A 20,630-nucleotide genomic window follows, 5' to 3' on the forward strand; every position below is an offset into this window, starting at 1 on the left:
ACAAGTTGAGCAACACGACGCGGCACGCTCGTCGCTCCGAGGCTTCGCCTCGCTAGTTGCTGTAACGGTCCAGCACATTGCGCGTGATGCGCTCGACGAAGGGATCGCGGTCTTGCAGACCGACCACCCAGTCCGTGGTGGAGGCGGAAAAGACCTCGCCCTTGCCCTTGCGCATGTTGACCATCATGCCGGAGCCGTAGCGCAACTTGTCGCGGTTCTCCGGCGTGTCCTTGCCATAGATGGCCGCGGAGGTGAAGGCGAGATCGGCGTCACCGGCGTAGAGATAGGTGTCGAAGTTGCCGTGGTCTTCTTCCTCCTGCCCGGCGAGGGCCATGGCGATGATGGTCAGGTCCTTCGGGGCGCCGTCTTCACCGGTGGCATAGGGCAGACCATAGCGGAAGGTGTAGTCGACACCGTCGCCCTCAAAGCCGGCGATGTTGGACTTGGCGCCGAGCAGGTCACCATAGTAGAGGTCGGTCCCCTCGAGCGCCCAGTGTTTCGGACGATAGACGGTAAAGCCGCCGCTCGCCCGGGGCTGGAAGCCGCCCAATTTCATATAGATGCCCCGGGTGCCGCTGACGCCCCAGGTCTGCTGCGGCGGCCAATTGATGGCCTGCGCCTCCCAGACGCTGGTGAGCAGGTCCTTCTTCTCCGGGTCATCGCGCACCGGGTCCTCGGTGGCCGCGCGGCTCTTGTAGCAGATCAGGGTATCGCCCTCGCGGCGTGCCTGCCAGATCAGGTTGCCGGCAAAGCGCGCGAGGTGTCCGCCCGCCTCGATGTAATCGTCGATGGCCGTGCGTTCGTCGCGGGTGTGATATTCGTCGTGGCCAACCACAACCACGGTCTTGTACTGCTTGAGCAGGTCGGGGTTGCGTCCCAGGTCGTCCTGGGCGTAGTAGTCCAGCGTGTAGCCGTTGCGCTCGGCCCAGCGTGCGAACAAGGCGTCGAACATGGCCCAGCCGGCGGCGGCATAGTATTTCGAATAACCGCGCGCGTAGGCATATTCCAGGTTTGGATACCGCGGCGCGGCGCCGATCGGATACTCCTCGGTGAGCACAATCCGGGGTGCGCCGCCACGCACCCGGATCAGGCCGCGCGCCCAGGGGCGCAGGGTGCTGAGCTCTGGTGAGAAGTGGGCACGGCTCTCGCCAGCGACGCCCTCGTAGTAGTTGGAGCCGCCCCAGTCGTTATAGGCCTGCCAGGTGGTGGTGGCGGCGACGAAGGCGATGGCCGCTTGGCCGGGCGCCTTCGGGCGCAGGATGAAGAACGCCTCCTGCTCGATGCGCTGACCCTCCTCGCCGGTGACCTTGAAGGTGACGATATAGCCGCCGCTCTTCCAGGTCTCGGGGATGGCGATACTGTGGGCGACCGGCCAACCGGGTCCGACCCGGTAGGCATCCTTGGGGGTTGGATGGAGCTTGCCGGCCAGCCCCTTCTCCTCCAGCACCACCTCCTCGGCAGCGCCATCGCGGGTCACGGTCAGGTCATAGCGATCGGCAGTGGTGCTGACATGGAGATTGACGGTATCGCCCGGCGCATAGGAGGTGGCATCGGTATAGCCCCAGACCTCCAGCTTCGATCGGTCGTCGGACGGCAAGTCAAACCATGAGTAATGGGTATTGTTGGCCCATTGGCCACGGAACTCCGCGTGCTCCATGGCGCTGTCGGCCTTGATAAAGGCATCTGCCGAGGCATTGGGAATCCAGGCGGCGCCGGCGAGCAGCCCCAGCAGCGGGGCGGCGGTAAACAATCGTTTCAGCATCTGCGTTGGTCTCTTGGGGTGGTTGATCGGTTGATGGGTTGAGCGATGGCGATGGATGCGCGGTGGGACTGAGCACACCATGCATTGCATTTGCGGTAGTGCTTGTTCGGGCGGCGCGGCACTTGGTCGGAAAGGGTTCATGGCTCGGTCTGATGTCAGAACACCAACCGCAGGCGCACCCCGGCGACCAGCACCTGATCGCGGGAGGTGTCCTTGGCGGGGTCCAGAATGAGTTGCAGGTCGGGGGTGAACTCCAGGTGATCGGTGAGCTGCATGCGCCAGAAGGCCTCGAGTCCGTGCTCGGTACGGTAGGGCGCGGCGTCCGGCGGCGGATCGAGATTGGGCTCCGGCGAGGCCCGCCAGGCGGCCAGCCCCAGGGTGTCGTCGTCCCAACCGAAGGGGCGGGTGAACAGAAACCCGGCGGCAAAGATCTGACGGAAGTCGGTCATGCGGCGCACGGCACGGGACCAACGCAGCATCAGGGCATAGTCCTCGCCCAGTTCCTGGTCGGCGCTGAAGCCGATGCCCCAGCCCGAGCGCGTGTCGTTCTCCGCCACCTCGATGGCGTCGATCTGGCTGAGGGTCAGGCGATAGTTGCCGGCGCCGAGGCCGTTGATACTTGGGGTCAGCGCCGCTTCGCCGATGGCCTGCCAGTCGCCGTCGCCGGGGGAGCTGAAGTCCACCCAGTCGTCGTTGGCGCTCGCGTCGGCAAAGGTCGCCGACAGAGACCAGCGCTCGCGGCGCAGCTCCAGGTTGATGCCGAGGCCGCCGTCGGCGACCGTGTAGCCGGCGGTGCTCTCCTTGACCAGCACGCTGTTGAGATAATCGGCACGACCGTCGTGGGCGTAGCGGTTGGTGCCGGCCAGTTCCGTCAGGCCGAGCTTGCCGATGCGCGCGATCAGGCCGCTCGGCAACGGCTGCTCCCACCACAGCAGCGGCAGCCCGGTGAAGTTGGCGTCCTCGCCGAGATCGCCGTCGTTGGGCTGGGACAGCACGCCCAGGTCGTCGGCAAATTGGCCGGTGTTGCGGCGGGTGAAGTTGACCAGGTTGGTGACCCACCATTGCAGCTTGCCCGCGCCATGAACCGGGTCGTCGGTGAGGGTCCAACTGCCGATGAAGTCCAGCTCGGCGTTGGCGGTGTTGCCGCCGCCGGGGTCGCGGCTGGTCTGGAAGATCGGGGCGTAGACGATCTCGAAATCGAGCCCGTGACGCTGGCTCAGACGCTGCTTCATGGCGCTCCAGGCGCTGAGTGGGCCGCCCGGCAGCTCGATCCAGGCCTCGCGGGCGTCGGGATCGCGGTAGTCGTCCAGCACCCGCAGGCGGTTGGAACCCGCCGGGTCGGCCAGGGGCGATGGCGTCGGCTCGGCAGCGGTCCCGGTGCCAGCACCGAGCGCGAGGACGAGCATGAGTGCGCCGCGGTTTCGGCCTGGGCTTGGCAATGGCATCATGCGTTTGTCATCTGGGTACTGTCATCGGGTGCACTGCGGGGTTTCGGCCTCGCACCTTAAGAAATGACAGCTGTTGATGAAAAGCCGTATCTTGCCAATCGGTGCAGCGCGATCGCACGCGGCCGCGCGAGACAACTGCGGGAACGGGAGTACCGACACTGATCGCCGAAGCATCGATTGCGACGAACGACGTCGACGAACTGTTTTCCTGGGCACATGGCTGGGACTTCGAGATCTTCCAACTCTCTCCGGGACCGCTGGGTTATCGCTCCCGCACCGTCCAGCTCCCCGGGCTGCGGCTGAATTGGGAGTGCAGCGCGCAACGTCTGCGGGGTCGCCACCGGATGCGGCAGGACTCACTGTTCGTCTCGCTGGCGATAGCGGCGGTGCGCCCGCCGGTGTGGAAGGGATGCGCGGTGGCGGCGAATCAGCTCCTAGTCTTCGGGGCCGACGAGCATGAGCTCGTCACGCCCGAAGGCATGCGCGGCCTAAACATCGAGGTTGCCCCGGCGCTGCTGGACGCCTGGGGATTACAGGCACCCCCCGGCGGTTTGCTGGACATCGCGCCCGCGGCGATGGGTCGGCTGTTGATCGCCTGTCGGCGTGCACGCGACCTGATTGGTGAGGCCGCGGAACCCCCAACCGCGACGGCCGTCCATGCCGCTCGCGAACACATCCTTGGGCGCCTGATCGAGGCCCTGCTGAGCGGCGGCGGGGTCGCTGTCGCGCCGGTTGCCGTCATGTCAACCAGCGATGCCCGCCGATTCGGCCTTGTCAAACGCGCCGAGGCGGCAGCGCTACGATCCGGCCCCGAGTTCGATGTGGCGGAATTGGCGGACGAACTGCACACCTCGCGGCGCACCCTGCACCGGGCGATCAAGGACTGGTCCGGGATCGGGCCGCAGGCCTACTTCCAGATCCTAAGGCTGCATCGATTTCGCCGTCGACTCCTGCTCGGGCGTTCCGACGAACCCATCACCGCCGTGGCTTACTCACTGGGTTTCGAGAACATGGGCCGACTCGCCCAACTCTACCGCCGCTTCTTCGGCGAGCTGCCCAGCCAGACACGGGGTCATGTCAAGCAGTTGATCCGCTGACTGACGCGTAAGTGAGGGACGCGCGCGACGGCGAGCAATCCATCAGCGCGCGCCACTCCTATCGCGTGGCCGCAATGCGAATTCAAACGGACTGCCGGTCGCCGAGTGGAAGGTATGGGTCGCGAAAGATGTGGGCCAAACAGCGGAGCGTCTCGCCGTCACGATCCGGTTTTACCGCCGTGGCAAGCAGCCGACCCAATTGCTCGACATCTGGTTGCCAGGTTCGATTCTTGACACTCGCACCCGACGACGATCGGACGTGCGGGAAGACATGACAGCCGTGCGTCAGCGCCGAGGTCCCGCACAGGCGATGGCGTTCGGATCTCGGCCGATGCCGGTGGTGTATCCGCGTGCCGGGACGAGTGCGTCGTAGTCGGATTCAAAGCCCGCATGAAGCAGGGCCTCGCGCAGCGGTGATTCGAGCGCCGGCAAGCCATCGATCTGTTGAATGGCAAGGCGCTTGCGTCCGCGCTGCGGGACGCGATGCAAGGCGGCGAGCGCAAGCACCAACTCGCCGCCTTCTTCGCTGATCGAACCGGGAAACCGTGTCAGTTGGCGCCCGCCCGAGCCGAGATAGAGCACAGGTTTGCCGGCGACCAGGATCACATCGGCGCCGTTGATGCGCTTGGGTGCGGGACCGCCGCCCGGCTCGGGCCAAGGCAGGAGCGCGCCGTAGGGATTGGCCGGATCGATCGCGGCGAGAATCCGGACCACGTCTGGGCCGAAACCCTCGATCGGGGTTTCTTCGATCCGGGCGCTACGCAGCCGATCGATTGCGCCGTTCAGGGCGAACTGGGCGCCGGAGAGCCCCTCGACGAAATAACCTCGGCGGACCTGTCCGCCCTCCTCCATCTGTTTGAAGACCCGATAGAGCGGACCGAAGCCGCCTGGGATGCCTTCGGCCTGCACCGCCTCACGGCTGACGACACCGTAGCGCTCAAGCAGGATGTGGGCGCGGGTCAGCAGGCGCTCGGTGTCGCTCGCATCGCATCGCAGATCGGCCACGCGCGACCAGCGCCCGCCCGCCAGCGCGGTCCCGCGACCGCGCTTGGGTGCGCGCGTCCCGCCTAGGGCGCGCAGGGGCGCGAAGGTATCGTTGGTGATCTGGCCCGCCCAGACCAGGTCCCAGAGCGCCGACTCGAAGGCGTCCTTGCCGAGCTTCAACCCGGCGCGCTCGAGGGCCTGCATCAGCTCCATCAGGAAGGAGGCCCCGCGGGTGCGCAGGTGATCGAGTAGGATCCGGGCAACGTCGGAGGCATCCGCGGCAGCGTCGCGGGTTGCCGCTTCCGCGACCGGTTCCGAGGACGCGCCGGTCGATGCACTTGGCTGATCCTGCCGACTCGCCTCTTCGTCGGCAACACCCAGCTCGGGACTGCCCCGCCGATAGAGCGCGATCCGCCCGTCTTTCGGGCCCGCCGCTCCGCGTCCGACCCAGACGATCTGTCCGGTGGCGGCGAGCATGTCCAAATCCTCCGAGCGGTAGACCGGTACCCGTGCCGGCAGGAGCACGCGATCGAGCTGGGACCAGGTGACCGTCAGGCCTTCCAGTTGAAGCAGCGCCTCCACCAGCCGATCCGGCCCCTTGATGTCCTCGCCGATCCCGTGCCAGGCGGGCAGGAATCGCCCCAGGGTAGCCGCATCGACCGGGGCGACCGCATCGCGTGCCTTGGCCAGGGTGCGGCGGCGCAGGCGGCGCAGGACCTCCGGGTCACACCATTCGGGCTCGCTCCCCAGCGGTCGGATCTCGCCGCGGATCAGCTCGTCGCGCGTCTCCAGGAGACGCAGGACGGGGTCGAGCTGGGTCACACGCAGGCCGTAACGCGCGGCAGGGTCGCGCGTCGGGAATGGGCCGTGCGTGCGGGCATAGCGGTGAAGCAGATGTTCCAACGGCGCATCCGCGGACATCAGGAAGGCGTCCGGCAGACCGGGCGGCGGGACCAGACCCAGCGCGTCGCGATAGAGACCGGCGTCCTCGGCCGCGATCCAGCGGGGTCCGTCCATGAATCGCAGCGTGACCGCCCGACGCTGCTCGGTCAGGACCGCGAGCCAGGGTAAGGGATCGCCCTCCGCACGCTCCCCCAGCTCGGCGGAGGAGAGATCGCCGAGCCGTCGCAGCAGGTCATGCAGCTCGTCGGCATCACGCGCCTTGCGTCCCTCGGCGGTATGCTGAAGCTCGCATTCCAGATCTTCCAGCACCGCCGGATCGATCAGCTCGCGCAGCTCCGCCTGTCCCAGCAGCTCGGCCAGAAGACCGCGATCCAGCGTGAGCGCCTGGGCCCGGCGCTCGGCAAGCGGTGCGTCCTGCTCGTAGATGTAGGCGGCGACATAGGCGAAGACCAACGAGCGCGCGAAGGGCGATGCGCTGCGGGTCTCGATCTCGTGGACGCGGATCGACCGGTTGCGGATGCCGGTCAAGACATCCTTGAGACCGGCGAGATCGAAGACATCGCCGAGTGCCTGTCGATAGGTCTCGAGCACGATCGGAAAGGCCGGATAGCGACGGACCACCGCGAGCAGGTTTTGCGCCTTGAGCCGCTGCGCCCAGAGCGGCTGTCGGCCCTTCGCCGAACGGCGCGGCAGGAGCAGCGCACGGGCGGCGTTCTCGCGAAAGAGCGAGGCGAAGAGCGCCGTGTCGGCGAGCTGCTCGGTGACGCGCTCATCCAGCTCGTCGGACGCCGGCAGGAGGTCCGTCAACTCCGGCAGCGCCTCGCCGTCCGCGAAGCGCAGCACGATGCCGTCGTCGGTGTACATGACCTGGATCTCGAAGCCCTCGCGGCGTCCCAGATGCCACTGCAGAGCCATGGCCCAAGGGGCATGGATGCGGGCGCCGAAGGGCGTCAGGATACAGATGCGCCAGTCACCCAGCTCGTCGCGGAAGCGCTCGACCAGGATGGTGCGGTCGCTCGGCACCTGAACGGTCGCGGCGCGCTGATCCTGGATGTAGTCGGCCAGGTTGGACGCCGCGAGGGCATCCAGCGGGGTCTGCTCACGAATCCAATCGGCGGCACGCTCCGCGGGGATGGCCGCAACCGCCCGCGTGAAGGCACCGACCGCCCGACCGAGCTCGACCGGCCGCCCGGGACCGTCGCCGCGCCAGAAGGGCAGCTTGCCCGGCTCGCCGGGTGCCGGCGAGACCAGGACACGATCGCGCGTAATGGCCTCGACCCGCCAGGTCGAGGCGCCGAGCAGGACGCAGTCGCCCGCCTTGGTCTCGAAGACCATCTCCTCGTCCAACTCGCCGATTCGCGGCCCGTCCTCGCCGAGATGCACGGCATAGTTACCGCGATCCGGGATGGTGCCGGCGTTCAGCCGGGTGATCATGGCGGTGCCCTTGCGCACGCCGAGTGTATCCGCGGTCCGGTCCCACACGAGAAGGGGCTTGAGGTCGGCGAAATCGCTCGAGGGATAGCGTCCCGAGAGCATATCCAGCACCGCTTCAAGCGCCGAGCGCGACAGCTCGCGATAAGGACCGGCACGGGTCACCAGACCATGGAGATCCGCAACCGAGCGCTCGATCTCGACACAGTGGGCGGCGATCTGCTGGGCCAGCACATCGAGTGCGTTGCGCGGCATCCGGAAGGGCTCCAGCTCCCCGGCAAGCATCCGCGCCCCGATCACTGCGCATTCCAGCAGATCGCCACGAAACTTCGGGAAGATGCGCCCGGTACTGACCTGCCCGACCCCGTGCCCGGCACGGCCGACGCGTTGCAGCCCGCGCGCCACCGAGCCGGGCGACTCGACCAGCAGCACTTGATCGACACCACCCATGTCGATGCCCATCTCGAGCGAGCTGGTGGCGACAATGGCCTTGAGGTCGCCGCGCTTGAGCCCTTCCTCGATCTGAGTGCGTTGCTCGAGACTGACGCTGCCGTGATGGGCACGAACCAGCTCGGGACGGTCGTCCGGGACCAAGACGTCAGGATCCAGGTCTGCCTCGGCCAGCGCGTTCAGCCGCTGGCAGAGCCTCTCGCAGAGCCCGCGGCTGTTGACGAAGACGATGGTCGAGCGATGTGCCCGGATCTCGGCGAGGATAGCCGGATGAATGGCCGACCACAGGCCCTTGTCGGCGGGCGCTTGCGGCCTTGCTTGGCGATAGAGCTCGCCGAGGATGGAGCCGCCTTCGAGCTCTCGCGCGACGCCCTCGGGCGGGGGCTCCATATCGCGCACCGGCACCTGAACGCGCAGATCGAGATTCGGCGGAGCGGCGGCATCGACGATCTCGACCGGCCGATCGCCGCCAAGATAGAGCGCGGCCTCGGCCAACGGGCGCACGGTGGCCGAGAGCCCGATGCGTTGCGGATCGCCCGCACAGCGCTCGGCCAAACGTTCCAGCGAGAGGGCGAGATGGGCGCCGCGCTTGGTTGGCGCGAGCGCGTGCACCTCGTCGATGATGAGCGTATGCACCCGGGCGAGGTTGGCCGCCGCCTTGGAGCCGAGCAGCAGATACAAGGACTCGGGCGTGGTCACCAGAATCTCGGGCGGCTCCTTGAGCTGCCGCTGCCGCTCCTTCGCCGGTGTATCGCCGGTGCGGATGCCGACCCGCGGCAGGCGCGCCGGCACGCCCAGTATCTCTGCGGCGCGCGCGATTCCGGCGAGCGGCGCACGCAGGTTGCGCTCGATGTCGTAGACCAGGGCCTTCAGCGGAGAGACATAGAGCACCTGGACGCGGGCGGGACCGGCCTGGGTGTCGGCGGTCGGCCCGCCCCGCATCAGCCGATCGATCGCCCAGAGGAAGGCCGCAAGCGTCTTGCCGCTGCCGGTCGGGGCCGTGATCAAGGCATGTCGGCCCGACGCGATCACGGCCCAGCCGCGGACCTGGACCTCGGTGGGCGCATCGAAGTTTTGGGTGAACCAGCGGCGGGTGGCGGGGCTGAAGGCGTCCATGGAAACGCACATGGGGGAGACGGACCCGGTCTTCGAGCCGCCGACCATGTTCAGACCAAGGTCATTTGCAATGTCCGATCGTCCCGGAGTCGGACTAGAATACCCACGGAACGTGCAACGCGCTGCCGGAATCCTGACGGCTTCCGGAGGGGTCGCTGCGGATTCCGCTCGGGACAAGGAACCGGTGAGGAGACTGAGATCCAGGTCGAAGACGATGGCACGGAAGAACCCGCTAAAGGCATTGATTCAGTCGATCGGCTTGTGGCTCTGCGCCTGCGCCGCAGCGATCGGCGCCGCCCCCGGCCCGGACGACATCGAGATTCCGGTGCTCCCATACCTCAGCACAGAGCACCTGCTGAACCTTAACGAGCCGCTGCGCCGACATCTCCAAGAAACCCTTAAGCGCCCGGTCAGAGTGGTCACGTCCGCCGACTATCGGAGCTTCAGCGCCGACGTGGCGCAAGGCGACTATCTGCTCGTCATCAACGCAGCCCATATGGCACGGCTCGCGGAGTTGGATTCCGGTTACCAATCGATCCTGCAGACCATCAACCCCCTCTATGCGCTGGTGATTGTCCGTGCGGAGGATCCCGTCAACGAGCTCGCGGATCTGCGGGGCGCCAGGATCGTGACCCCGGATCCTCTTGCGCTCATCACCCTGATGGGCCATCGCATGTTGAAGGAGGCGGGCCTGACGCCGTCGACGGATGTTCAGATGCCGACAGCCGACACCCACAACAACGCCCTGAAGCTGCTCCTCGGCGACGACGCGATCCGTGCGGCCGTCGTCTCCAATCGGGCCTATACAACGCTCGACGAGGGCACGCGCGCACGCCTGCGGATCCTCGCCGACGGCGCGGATCTCGCCGGGATTCCATCGCTCGTCTACCAGACCGGTCCCGGCCATGATGATGCGGACCGGGCCTTTCTTTCGCGCGAGATCCTTCACTTTGCCAACGAGACCGCGGCAGGTCACGCCATGATGCAGACCCTGGGACACGGGGGGTTGCGGGAGGTCGTGGAGGCCGACCGAGAGACGATCGACCCCTTCCTGCCGGCGACGCGAGAGGTGTTGGCTACGCCATGAAGAGTCTTCTCGGACGCATCCCGATCGGCTTGCGATTCGGCTTGGTGATCCTGATGACCCAGGTCGTGCTGATCGCCTGGGTTGTCCACGACATACAGCGTCTGAGCAACGCCGCCCTGACTCAACTCCACGAGACGCGACTCACGGTCCTGACCGCACTCCTGAGCGAGTCCCTGACACCTTTGCTGGTGCAACGCGACATCGCGGCCCTCCAGGAGTCGCTCGACCGGTTCGGCCATCTGCCGGAGGTGCGCTATCTCAAGGTCGACGACGCACGCGGACAGCGCCTCGCCGAGCACACCCATCCGCACGCGTCGGCGTCTCCACGCGTCGGAGATCAGGACCCGCAAGCGGTTTCGGAGGACGCGGCCCTGTGGGAAACGACTGTACCGCTGCGGCTTGTCGGCCAAACCTACGGCACCCTCCGTGTCGGTATCTCCACCGATATCTTTGCGGAAACGCGACAGGGTCTGATCGAGCAGAGCCTGCGCAACGGCGTGATCGGGCTTGTCGTCCTCCTGCTCGTCATCGTCCCGCTCGCCGTCCGAGTCAGCCGTCGACTCCGACGCCTGGAGGCCGCCGCGCGGGCGATCGCGGCCGGTGATCTCGGTCGACGTCTCGACGACACCGGCGACGACGAGATCGGCCGCCTGGCCGTCTCGTTCAACCGCATGGCCGACGCGCTCGGGCAACGCGAGTCCGCCTTGCGTGATGCGAAGGCCGACCTGGAGCGCATCACGACCTCGAAGTACCGGACCCTGTTCGAGGCGACCGCGGATGCGGTGATGCTGTTCGATCGCGACTTTGGGCTGTTCGACTGCAATCCCGCTGCGCTGTGCCTGCTCGGCTGCGATCGCGAAGCGCTGCTCGGCACACGGCCGAGCGACCTGTCGACGACACCCTGGCCCCTCGGTACCGACGCACTCGACGTCGCTGCGCCGACAGGACAGGCGGGGGAGAACAGGGGCTTCGAATGGTGCCTGCGCCGCAGAGATACCGGCGACCCGGTCGAGGTCGAGGTGCTGCTCACCTCGGTGGATCTCGACGGCTCGACGCTCCTGCAGATGGTGGCGCGGGATATCGGCGCACGCAAAGGGGCCGAAGCGGCGATCAAACGCTCCGAGGAGAAGTACCGTTTCCTGCTCGAATACACCTACGACGTCATCTATCTCTTCTCGACCGACGGCAGCTTCATCTTCGTCTCGCCGAACTGGTCGCGGCTGATGGGCTATTCGATCGACGAAACCCTGACGACTCACTTTTCCGAATATGTCCATCCCGAGGACCTGAACATCTGCAACGACGCCTTCAGCGCCGTCGTCGAGACGGGAGAGATGCGTCGGGATATCGAGTATCGCGTTCGGCACGGTAACGGCACTTGGCGCTGGCACAGCTCGAGCGCCATGCCGTTTCGCGACGAGAACGGCGTGATCGTCGGCTTCCAGGGGATCGCGCGCGACGTCACCGAGCAGAAAGAGAGCCGGGAGCAGCTGCGCATCGCTGCGATCGCATTCGAGGCTCAGGAGGGCATGGTGGTCACCGACGCCGAAGGGGTCATCCTGAGGGTCAACGGAACCTTCACCCGGATGACCGGCTACAGCGCCGATGAAGCGATCGGTCAGACGACTCGACTGCTCAAATCCGGACGCCACGAACCCGAGTTTTACGTCGCCATGTGGGCGAGCATCCTGGAGACCGGATCCTGGCAAGGGGAGATCTGGAACCGGCGCAAGAGCGGCGAGATTTACCCACAGTGGCTGACGATATCGGCCGTGCCCGGCCCCGCAGGCGAGATCACGCATTATGTCGGCACGATGACCGACATTACTCAACGCAAGGCCGCCGAAGAGGAGATCCGCGAGCTCGCCTTTTTCGATCCGCTGACACGCCTGCCCAATCGCCGGTTATTGTTGGATCGTTTGCATCAAGCCCTGGCGACAGCTCGCCGAAACGGCTGTTGCGGGGCGCTCTTCTACATCGATCTGGACGATTTCAAGACGCTCAACGACACGCTGGGGCACGATCAAGGCGATCGCCTGCTCCAACTGGTGGCACGGCGCCTGTCGACACGCATCCGCGAGTCCGACACCTTGGCGCGTCTGGGCGGCGACGAGTTCGTGGTGATGGTGGAGCACCTCAGCCCGAGCTCGGTGGAGGCAGCGAGCCAGGCCGAGACGCTCGGCAACGGGCTTCTGGGCGTTCTTCGCCAGCCGTACGATCTGGGCGGGCAGACCCACTACAGCGCGGCCAGCATCGGGATCACGCTCTTCGACCCGCGGCCGATGCGGGTGGAAGAGTTGATGAAACAAGGCGACATGGCGATGTACCGAGCCAAGGGCGCCGGACGCAACACCATTCGTTTTTTCGACCCGAGCATGCAGTCGGAGGTCAGCGCCCGCGCGACCCTCGAGGCGCAGCTGCGCTGCGGTCTGCGCGACGAGCGGTTCCTGCTCTATTACCAGGTTCAGGTCGATCGCGACGGCGCAATCATCGGAGCCGAATGTCTGCTGCGCTGGCAGGATGAGCAGGGCTGTTTGATTCCCCCGGCGGCGTTCATCCCGCTCGCGGAGCAAAGCGGGCTGATCCTGCCGATCGGGCACTGGGTGCTGCAGACCGCGTGCACGCAGTTGGCGGCGTGGTCCGCGCGAAGCGAGACCGCTCGGCTGACCCTGGCGGTCAACATCAGTGCCCGCCAGTTTCGCCGGACGGACTTCGTCGACCAGGTCTTGGCCTGCGTCGAAGACACGGGGGCGGATCCTTCCCGGCTCAAGCTCGAGATCACCGAGAGCCTCTTGCTCGACGATGTCGAGGACACGGTCGGCAAGATGATCGCCTTAAAGACGCGAGGCGTCGGTTTTGCATTGGATGACTTCGGCACCGGCTACTCGTCTTTGTCGTACCTCAAACGCCTTCCCTTCGATCAGCTCAAGATCGATCGTTCCTTCGTCCTGGACGTCCTGACCGATACCAACGCCGCCGCAATCGCCCGAACCATCATCGCGCTCGGCCGAACACTGGAGCTGGCGGTGATCGCCGAGGGCGTGGAAACCGAGGAGCAGCGCGACTGGCTGGCCGCCCATGGCTGCCATGCCTACCAGGGCTATTTCTTCGGGAGACCCGAGCCCGTGGAGAGCCTGTCGCTGGGCCCGCCGAAAAGCCTCGTCTGACCCGCTGCCGGGGTTGAACCCCAGCGGGTCCGAGGCGGAAATCATGCCATCGCCTCGGCGCTGAAAGTCTCGGGCCCCGGGTTGAAATGAGACCCGGCGCGCTGTACGGTAAAAAAGATGTCGTCGGCGTCCGGGTCTTCACCTGGATGATCCGGCGCGATTCATCGTCCCCATGCCCGCCGGATTCTCAGGCTTGCCCTGCCGGTCGATCGGGACACGCGGCGTCTCTTGCCGCAAATCAAGTTGCGATGCCGACTCCCGAGCGTCGCACATCAAGCTCCGTAAGGACCATCAGGGCCATGCCCGCAGAACAATCCGTCAAGATCGCCGTGCGCGGTCTCACCAAGGTCTTCGGCGACGAGCCGAAGGATGCCCTGGCCCTTTTGCGCCAAGGCGAAACCAAGCAGGCCATCCTCGAGAAAACGGGATTGGCCGTCGGCGTGGCCGATGCCAGCTTCGATGTCATCGAGGGCGAGATCCTTGTCGTGATGGGATTGTCGGGGAGCGGTAAGTCCAGCCTCATCCGTTGCCTGAACCGACTCAACGAGCCGACCGCCGGACAGATCCTGCTCGACGGGCGGGACATCGTCCCCCTCGGGCACCGGGAGCTCCTCGAGGTGCGTCGGAACAAGTACGGAATGGTCTTCCAGCATTTCGCACTCTTCCCGCATCGCAGCATCCGCGAGAATGTCGAGTTTGGTCTGGAGATCCAAGGCTGTGCCGTCGACGAGCGCGCCGAGAAGGCGCTGATCGCTCTGAAGCAGGTCGGTTTGGAAGGCTGGGAAGACGCCTCTCCCGCGCAACTCTCCGGTGGGATGCAGCAGCGTGTCGGCTTGGCCCGCGCGCTGGCCGTCGACCCGGACGTCCTGCTCATGGACGAGGCCTTCTCCGCCCTCGACCCCTTGATTCGCCGCGACATGCAGCAGGAGCTCGTGACCCTGCAGAGCCGCGTCCGAAAGACCATCGTCTTCATCACGCACGACCTGGACGAGGCGCTGTTTCTCGGCAACCGGATCGTCCTGATGAAGGATGCCCGAATCGAGCAGGTCGGCACCGCCGAGGAGATCCTCTCCAACCCCGCCACACCCTACGTGGAACGGTTCGTCGCCGAGGTCGACAAGACCAAGGTCCTGACCGCAAGCGCCGTCATGCGACGCGCCCGCAGCGTCGCGTTCGTCAACGACGGCCCGCGCACCGTCTTGCGCAAGATGGAAGACGAGGACCTCAGTTTTCTCTGCGTCGTGGAGACCGACTTTCGGCTACGCGGCATCGTCCGGGACGATGCCGCGTTGGACGCGGTCAAGCGCGGAGAGAAATCGATTACCTCGATCATGGAGCCGGGCGTTCAACCGGTCGGGCCGGACACCCCGGTACGCGACCTGTTCGGCCTGCTGGCGGAGACAACCATGCCGGCCCCCGTCGTCGATGACGCAGGCCGCCTGCTCGGCGTTGTCGTGCGGGCGTCGCTGCTCCAGGGGTTGGCGGAATCCATCGGCAGCAACGGCAACGCCAGCCCGTCCGACATCGCAACCGAGATCGTGGAGACGGCAGCATGATCGAAATCCCGCGACTCCCCCTGGCCGAATGGATCGACGACGGACTGGATGTCCTGACCGGACAGTTCGCCGGCGCGACCAAGGTGGTCTCCGACCTGATGGAGACCGGGATCGAGGGCACCGTGGATGCACTCATGTGGCTCCCGCCGGGCGTCACCATCGTCCTGGCGGGTCTGCTCGTCTGGCGCCTCGCCGGGATCCGCACCGCGGTCTTTGCCCTGTTGGGTTTGGCCCTGCTGTGGAACCTGGGACTCTGGGAGGCGACCCTGCAGACCCTGGTGATGGTCCTGATCGCGACCCTCATCGCCGTCTGCGTCGGCGGACCGCTCGGCATCCTCGCCGCCCTTTCGCCGAGCGCCTACCGGATCATCTTTCCGGTCTTGGACTTCATGCAGACCATGCCGGCCTTCGTCTATCTCATCCCGGCGATCCCCTTTTTCGGTCTCGGGCCGGTCGCGGCGATCTTCTCGACCGTGATCTTCGCGATGCCGCCGGCGATTCGGCTCACGACACTGGGGATCCGGCAGGTCCCGGCCGATCTGGTCGAGGCGGCCGATGCCTTCGGGGCCACCCGGCGCCAGAAACTCTGGAAGGTCCAGCTCCCCTTGGCCGTTCCGACCATCATGGCCGGGATCAACCAGACCATCATGCTCGCCCTCTCGATGGTGGTCATCGCGGCCATGATCGGCGCGCAAGGCTTGGGCGGGGAGGTCTGGCGCGCGATCCAGCGCAACGAGGCCGGCATGGGCTTCGAGGCGGGGATCGCCGTGGTCATTCTGGCCATGCTCCTGGATCGAATCACCCAAGGGATCGGTCGACGCGGCAAGGATCAGCCGAACACATGAGCCCACTCAACACCAAGAGAAGGTAAGAGATCATGATCGACAAGTACGCAGTTGCAGCGCTTGCGGCGCTCGCCGCGGTCGGGACCTCGGCACTCGCCGCGGACAAGGGCGACGTCGAGCTGGCCTATGTCGAGTGGTCCAGCGAGGTAGCCAGCACCAATCTCGTGAAGGCCGTGCTCGAGGACATGGGATACGACGTGAAGATCACCCCGGTCTCGGCCGCGGCCATGTGGCAGGCCGTGGGCAGCGGCGATGTCGACGGGCTCGTCGCCGCCTGGTTGCCGACCACCCACAACCACTACCTCGAGCAGGTCTCGGACAAGGTCGTGGACCTCGGTCCCAACCTCGTCGGGACCCGGATCGGCTTGGTCGTTCCCGCCTATGTCGAGATCGACTCGATCGAGGATCTCGAGGGCGCGGCCGAACGTTTCGACGGCAAGATCATCGGGATCGATCCGGGGGCCGGTCTGATGAGCAAGACCGAGACGGTGCTCGAGGACTACGACATCACGGATCTGACATTGGTCGAGGGCACCGGGCCCATCATGACCGCCGTTCTGGGCGATGCCATCGAGAAGGAAGAATGGGTCGTGGTGACCGGCTGGACGCCCCACTGGATGTTCGCGCAATACGATCTGAAGTACCTCGACGACCCGAAAGGCATCTACGGCGGCGAAGAGGAGATTCACACCATCGTCCGCGAAGGTTTGAAGGAAGACCTGCCGGAGGTCTATGCCGTCCTGGACAACTTCAGCTGGACGCCGGATCAGATGGCCGAGCTGATGGTGATGAATCAAGAACGACGCGCCGATCCACTGAAGAACGCGAAGCTCTGGATCGCGGAGCATCCGGATGTCGTCGCGTCCTGGATGCCCGACAACGAGCGCGAATAGGCGAGGTGTCGCGATGAGACGGAACGAACTGCAGCCGGTCGTCGGGGCGCTGCTCCTCGGGATGCTGTGCGCATTCCCGGTCACGGTTTCGGCCGACGTCGATGCACTCGAACAACGCGTGGCGGAGCTGACGCGCCAGCTCGAAGCAGCTCGACGCGAGCTCGCCGCCGCGAAGGGCGAGCCGATCGGCACGGGCGCGCTCGATGCCGGACCGGATGACGCAGCGGTGGTCTCCGAAAAGATTATTGCGCCCGGCGTCGTCGCCGAGACGGACGAGGCCCTGGACGAATCCGCTCCGGAAAGCACGGTGCTCAAGATCGGTCCGGTGACCGTCGGCGGCGCCATGCGGGTCAACTATGTCCTGGGCAGCTACAAGGTCCAGGAGGCCGTCGCCGGGCCGAACCGCGGCGGCAACGGCGGCAATATCGAGCTGGATACCTTTCGGCTCAACCTCGCGCTCGACTACGAGAACATCATCGGTCGACTCGAGTACCGCTGGTACGCGGCGGGGACCGGCAAGAGCTACAACTTCCTCCATACCGGCTGGCTCGGCTATCGGTTTGCGGACGACAGCGAGGTCCAGGTCGGCGTGAACCGGGTACCGTTCGGACCCGGTCCGTACGGCGTCTCGCAAAGCTGGTTCTTCGATCAGCACTACTATGTCGGGCTCGCCGACGACATGGATCTCGGCATCAAGTACAGCACTGCCATCGATCAATGGAAACTCGACGTCGCCTACTATCCGTCGAGCGAGGGGAGTTATTTCGGTCGCAGTCTCAACAGCACACGCTACAGCTATGATGCGGTGCGCTGGGAGGAAACGGTCGATGCCGACGGCAATGTGTCGTTCGGCGTCGAGCACAACGGCTTCGACGAGCGCAATCAGCTCAACCTGCGCGCCATCTACAGCCTCGCGGACACCGCGATCCCGACCGACGTCGGCGTCTCGCTCGAATACGGACAGCTCAAGGGTCAACGCACCGACGACGGCAGTCATTGGGCCGCCTCGGCTCACATGATCAACCGGATGGGGCCGCTCACGGTCGCCTCGCAACTCACCCGCTACGAATACGATATCGACAGCGACAATCCCTGGGGTACGGATACGTTGATCCCGATGGGCGCGTACGACTTCGCGTGGCCGGCCGCGACCAAGGCATGGATTCCGGCCGTATCCGTCAGCTACTTGGTGGAAACACCGCAGATCCCCTGGCTCGACTCCGTGCTTCCCTACATCGAGTACAGCAGCATCGTGAAGGACGAGAGCTCGTTCAACGACAGCCAGCTCTGGGTCGCCGGTGCAGCATGGGCGAGCGGCGGCTGGTACATCTACAGCGATCTCGCGTACTCGAACGGCAATTATTTCGTCGGGAACGAGGCCAGCGGCGGTGGCGTCGATGATTACGGACGGATCGACGGCGTCGGGGACTTCGGCGTGAACGGCAACGATAAGTGGAACTATCGCTTCAATATCAATCTCGGGTACTACTTCTAAACCGCGTCCAGAGTGAAATGCGTTGTTTTCAATTTGTATCGGGCTCACTGGCTTCTCCGACTTTTATAGTGACGCGGTTTAGAATTGAACATTTTTTAATATGTTAAACCGCGCCTCATCGCGATCGAGGAGATCTCCAACGCCAAACGCAAAATTAAAATGACGCATTTCGCTCCGGGTGCGGTTTAATACCGAAGGATCACGATCATGAACGATACGAACACATCGGACCCCGCAGCGGGGACCAAATCCAGACCCTGGATTCAGTGGAATCCGCCGGTCTTCATCGTCTCGGCGGTTCTGACCCTGGCCCTCGTGCTCTTCGCCGCCCTCGCCACGGAGACCGCCGAGCCCCTGTTCAAATCCATTCAGGACTGGGTGATCGACTCGGCCGGCTGGTTTTACGTGATGGCCGTCGCCGGTTTTCTGGTCTTCGTGATCGCGCTCGCCGTCTCGAGTCTCGGGCGAATCAAGCTCGGACCCGAGCACTCCGAGCCGGATTACAGCTATGCGTCCTGGTTCGCGATGCTGTTCTCGGCCGGTATGGGCATCGGTCTGATGTTTTTCGGCGTGGCCGAGCCGGTCATGCATTTCGTCACCCCTCCGGTCGGCGATCCGGAGGTTGCCGAGGCGGCACGGCAGGCCATGCGGATCACCTTTTTCCATTGGGGCGTCCATGCCTGGGCCATCTATGCCGTCGTCGCGCTCTCGCTGGCCTATTTCGCCTTCAGGCACGACCTGCCGCTGACCATCCGCTCCTCGCTCTACCCGCTCATCGGCGATCGTATCTACGGCCCGATCGGTCATACCGTGGATATTTTCGCGGTCTTGGGGACCATCTTCGGCGTGGCCACCTCGCTCGGATTCGGTGTCATCCAGATCAACTCGGGCCTCAACTATCTCTTCGATGTGCCGACGTCGATCGGTGTCCAGGTGATGTTGATCGCCGGTATCACGGCGATTGCAACCCTCTCGGTGGGCCTCGGCCTGGACTCGGGGATCCGGCGTGTCTCTGAGTTGAACATGATCCTGGCCGTGAGCTTGATGGCCTTTGTCCTGATCGCCGGGCCGACCGTCTTTCTGCTGCAGACCTTTGTTCAGAACACCGGGATGTATCTGTCCAGTCTGTTCGAGATGACCTTCAATCTCTACGCGTACGAGCCCACGGATTGGATCGGCGGCTGGACACTCTTCTACTGGGGTTGGTGGATCGCCTGGGCACCCTTTGTCGGCATGTTCATCGCCCGGGTCTCGCGCGGACGTACCATCCGTGAATTCGTCACCGGCGTGCTCCTGGTGCCGATGGGCTTTACCTTCATGTGGATGACCTTCTTCGGCGACACCGCCATCCACATGATCATGATCCAGGGAATCACCTCGCTCGCCGACGCGGTGGCGGCCGATACGTCGGTCGCACTCTTTCAGTTCTTCGAGCAACTGCCGTTTGCGAACGTGACCGCGTTGCTCGCGACCCTCCTCGTTGTCACCTTCTTCGTCACCTCGTCGGACTCCGGATCCCTGGTGGTGGATATCCTGACCTCGGGCGGGAAAGAGGAATCCCCGCTCTGGCAACGCATCTTCTGGGCGGTCGTCGAGGGCGTGGTCGCCGCTGCCTTGTTGGTCGCAGGCGGGTTGGCCGCACTCCAGACCGCCACCATCGCCAGCGCATTGCCCTTTACGATCGTCATGATCCTCATGTGCTGGGGCTTGCTGCGTGCGCTGCGTCTCGACGCGATCAAGCATCTCAGCCTGCGCGCGGCACGGGTCACACCGGGCGGCCCGCAGAGTCCGGCCAACTGGCGCCGCCGGCTGCGCGCACTCGTGCACCAGCCGACCCAAGCCGAGGTGTTGCGCTTCATCCGCGACACCGTCAAACCGGCCTTGAGCGACGTTGTCGATGAATTGGGCAAGATGAGCCTGGATGCCGGGCTCGTGGAAGGCGAAGACGGCCGGGTCTGGGTCGAGGTCCGCCACGGCGCCGAGATCGATTTCTTCTATTCGGTCCGACCGCGCCCCTACGAGTCACCAAGCTTCGTGCTGCGCGACACCCGCGCCAGTCGGGCGAAGGCGCTCGAGTATTACCGCGCGGAGGTCCATCTGCGCGAAGGCGGTCAAGACTACGACCTCATGGGCTGGAACTCGCAGGACATCATCGGCGACGTCCTCGACCAGTACGAGCGCCACATGCACTTCCTCCAGACGGTGCGGTGATGTCCCGACCGTCTCCGGCCGGGTAGCCCGTCTGTAAGCTCGACCCACCCTGCGCCCAACCCGTTCGACCGAACGTCCCGCGCGACAGGGTCCGGACCGCCATGGAGGGCGTCTATGACCGCGATCAACGACCTACGGATCTTCGGCCCGAGGACGGGGAGGCGATGACCTGCGTCCCGGCCCCG

11 protein-coding genes are annotated in these 20,630 nt (G+C 65.3%); 8 read left to right on the forward strand and 3 right to left on the reverse strand.

The annotated features are described in order from the left end of the window. Positions 1-52: 52 nt before the first annotated feature. Positions 53-1,762: a N,N-dimethylformamidase beta subunit family domain-containing protein gene (locus tag LT988_RS11550; protein WP_232410278.1), complete on the reverse strand. Its 1,710-nt coding sequence runs from the start codon at positions 1,760-1,762 to the stop codon at positions 53-55. Positions 1,763-1,917: 155 nt separating this feature from the next. Further along, complete coding sequence (locus LT988_RS11555) at positions 1,918-3,168, reverse strand: carbohydrate porin (protein WP_232410279.1); 1,251 nt, start codon at positions 3,166-3,168, stop codon at positions 1,918-1,920. Positions 3,169-3,311: 143 nt separating this feature from the next. Between LT988_RS11555 and LT988_RS11560 the strand changes: the two genes are divergently transcribed. Beyond that, positions 3,312-4,307: an AraC family transcriptional regulator gene (locus tag LT988_RS11560; RefSeq protein ID WP_232410280.1), complete on the forward strand. Its 996-nt coding sequence runs from the start codon at positions 3,312-3,314 to the stop codon at positions 4,305-4,307. 285 nt (positions 4,308-4,592) lie between these two features. Here LT988_RS11560 and LT988_RS11565 read toward each other — a convergent pair whose 3' ends face one another. Then, on the reverse strand, positions 4,593-9,191 hold the full coding sequence (locus tag LT988_RS11565; protein WP_232410281.1) for a DNA glycosylase AlkZ-like family protein: 4,599 nt from the start codon (positions 9,189-9,191) through the stop codon (positions 4,593-4,595). 214 nt (positions 9,192-9,405) lie between these two features. Between LT988_RS11565 and LT988_RS11570 the strand changes: the two genes are divergently transcribed. From LT988_RS11570 to LT988_RS11600, 7 genes are all read left to right on the forward strand, one after another. After that, entirely contained in the window at positions 9,406-10,278 is an 873-nt protein-coding gene (locus tag LT988_RS11570) for a phosphate/phosphite/phosphonate ABC transporter substrate-binding protein (protein ID WP_232410282.1), read from the forward strand. Then, positions 10,275-13,445, forward strand: a complete 3,171-nt coding sequence (locus LT988_RS11575; protein WP_232410283.1) for an EAL domain-containing protein — start codon at positions 10,275-10,277, stop codon at positions 13,443-13,445. Before LT988_RS11570 ends, LT988_RS11575 begins: the two co-directional genes overlap by 4 nt. Before the next feature lie 299 nt (positions 13,446-13,744). After that, positions 13,745-15,001: a quaternary amine ABC transporter ATP-binding protein gene (locus tag LT988_RS11580; RefSeq protein ID WP_232410284.1), complete on the forward strand. Its 1,257-nt coding sequence runs from the start codon at positions 13,745-13,747 to the stop codon at positions 14,999-15,001. Continuing rightward, on the forward strand, positions 14,998-15,846 hold the full coding sequence (locus tag LT988_RS11585; protein ID WP_232410285.1) for an ABC transporter permease: 849 nt from the start codon (positions 14,998-15,000) through the stop codon (positions 15,844-15,846). Before LT988_RS11580 ends, LT988_RS11585 begins: the two co-directional genes overlap by 4 nt. Positions 15,847-15,878: 32 nt before the next feature. Further along, positions 15,879-16,739: a glycine betaine ABC transporter substrate-binding protein gene (locus LT988_RS11590; RefSeq protein ID WP_232410286.1), complete on the forward strand. Its 861-nt coding sequence runs from the start codon at positions 15,879-15,881 to the stop codon at positions 16,737-16,739. A 13-nt stretch (positions 16,740-16,752) separates the two neighbouring features. Continuing rightward, a complete protein-coding gene (locus LT988_RS11595) occupies positions 16,753-18,234 on the forward strand; it encodes a hypothetical protein (protein WP_232410287.1) in 1,482 nt (493 codons plus the stop codon). Between the two features lie 207 nt (positions 18,235-18,441). Further along, positions 18,442-20,445: a BCCT family transporter gene (locus LT988_RS11600; protein ID WP_232410288.1), complete on the forward strand. Its 2,004-nt coding sequence runs from the start codon at positions 18,442-18,444 to the stop codon at positions 20,443-20,445. The last annotated feature ends 185 nt before the right edge of the window (positions 20,446-20,630 follow it).

Origin of the sequence: Thiocapsa bogorovii, assembly GCF_021228795.1 — a bacterium.
Taxonomy (GTDB): Bacteria; Pseudomonadota; Gammaproteobacteria; order Chromatiales; family Chromatiaceae; genus Thiocapsa; species Thiocapsa bogorovii.

What these genes read in the sequence shown, in the direction of transcription:
- LT988_RS11570 (WP_232410282.1), top strand. Translation starts at nt 9,406, where the DNA reads ATGGCACGGAAGAACCCGCTAAAGGCATTGATTCAGTCGATCGGCTTG.
- LT988_RS11575 (WP_232410283.1), top strand. Translation starts at nt 10,275, where the DNA reads ATGAAGAGTCTTCTCGGACGCATCCCGATCGGCTTGCGATTCGGCTTG.
- LT988_RS11550 (WP_232410278.1), bottom strand. Translation starts at nt 1,762, where the DNA reads ATGCTGAAACGATTGTTTACCGCCGCCCCGCTGCTGGGGCTGCTCGCC.
- LT988_RS11585 (WP_232410285.1), top strand. Translation starts at nt 14,998, where the DNA reads ATGATCGAAATCCCGCGACTCCCCCTGGCCGAATGGATCGACGACGGA.
- LT988_RS11600 (WP_232410288.1), top strand. Translation starts at nt 18,442, where the DNA reads ATGAACGATACGAACACATCGGACCCCGCAGCGGGGACCAAATCCAGA.
- LT988_RS11590 (WP_232410286.1), top strand. Translation starts at nt 15,879, where the DNA reads ATGATCGACAAGTACGCAGTTGCAGCGCTTGCGGCGCTCGCCGCGGTC.
- LT988_RS11595 (WP_232410287.1), top strand. Translation starts at nt 16,753, where the DNA reads ATGAGACGGAACGAACTGCAGCCGGTCGTCGGGGCGCTGCTCCTCGGG.
- LT988_RS11555 (WP_232410279.1), bottom strand. Translation starts at nt 3,168, where the DNA reads ATGCTCGTCCTCGCGCTCGGTGCTGGCACCGGGACCGCTGCCGAGCCG.
- LT988_RS11565 (WP_232410281.1), bottom strand. Translation starts at nt 9,191, where the DNA reads ATGGACGCCTTCAGCCCCGCCACCCGCCGCTGGTTCACCCAAAACTTC.
- LT988_RS11580 (WP_232410284.1), top strand. Translation starts at nt 13,745, where the DNA reads ATGCCCGCAGAACAATCCGTCAAGATCGCCGTGCGCGGTCTCACCAAG.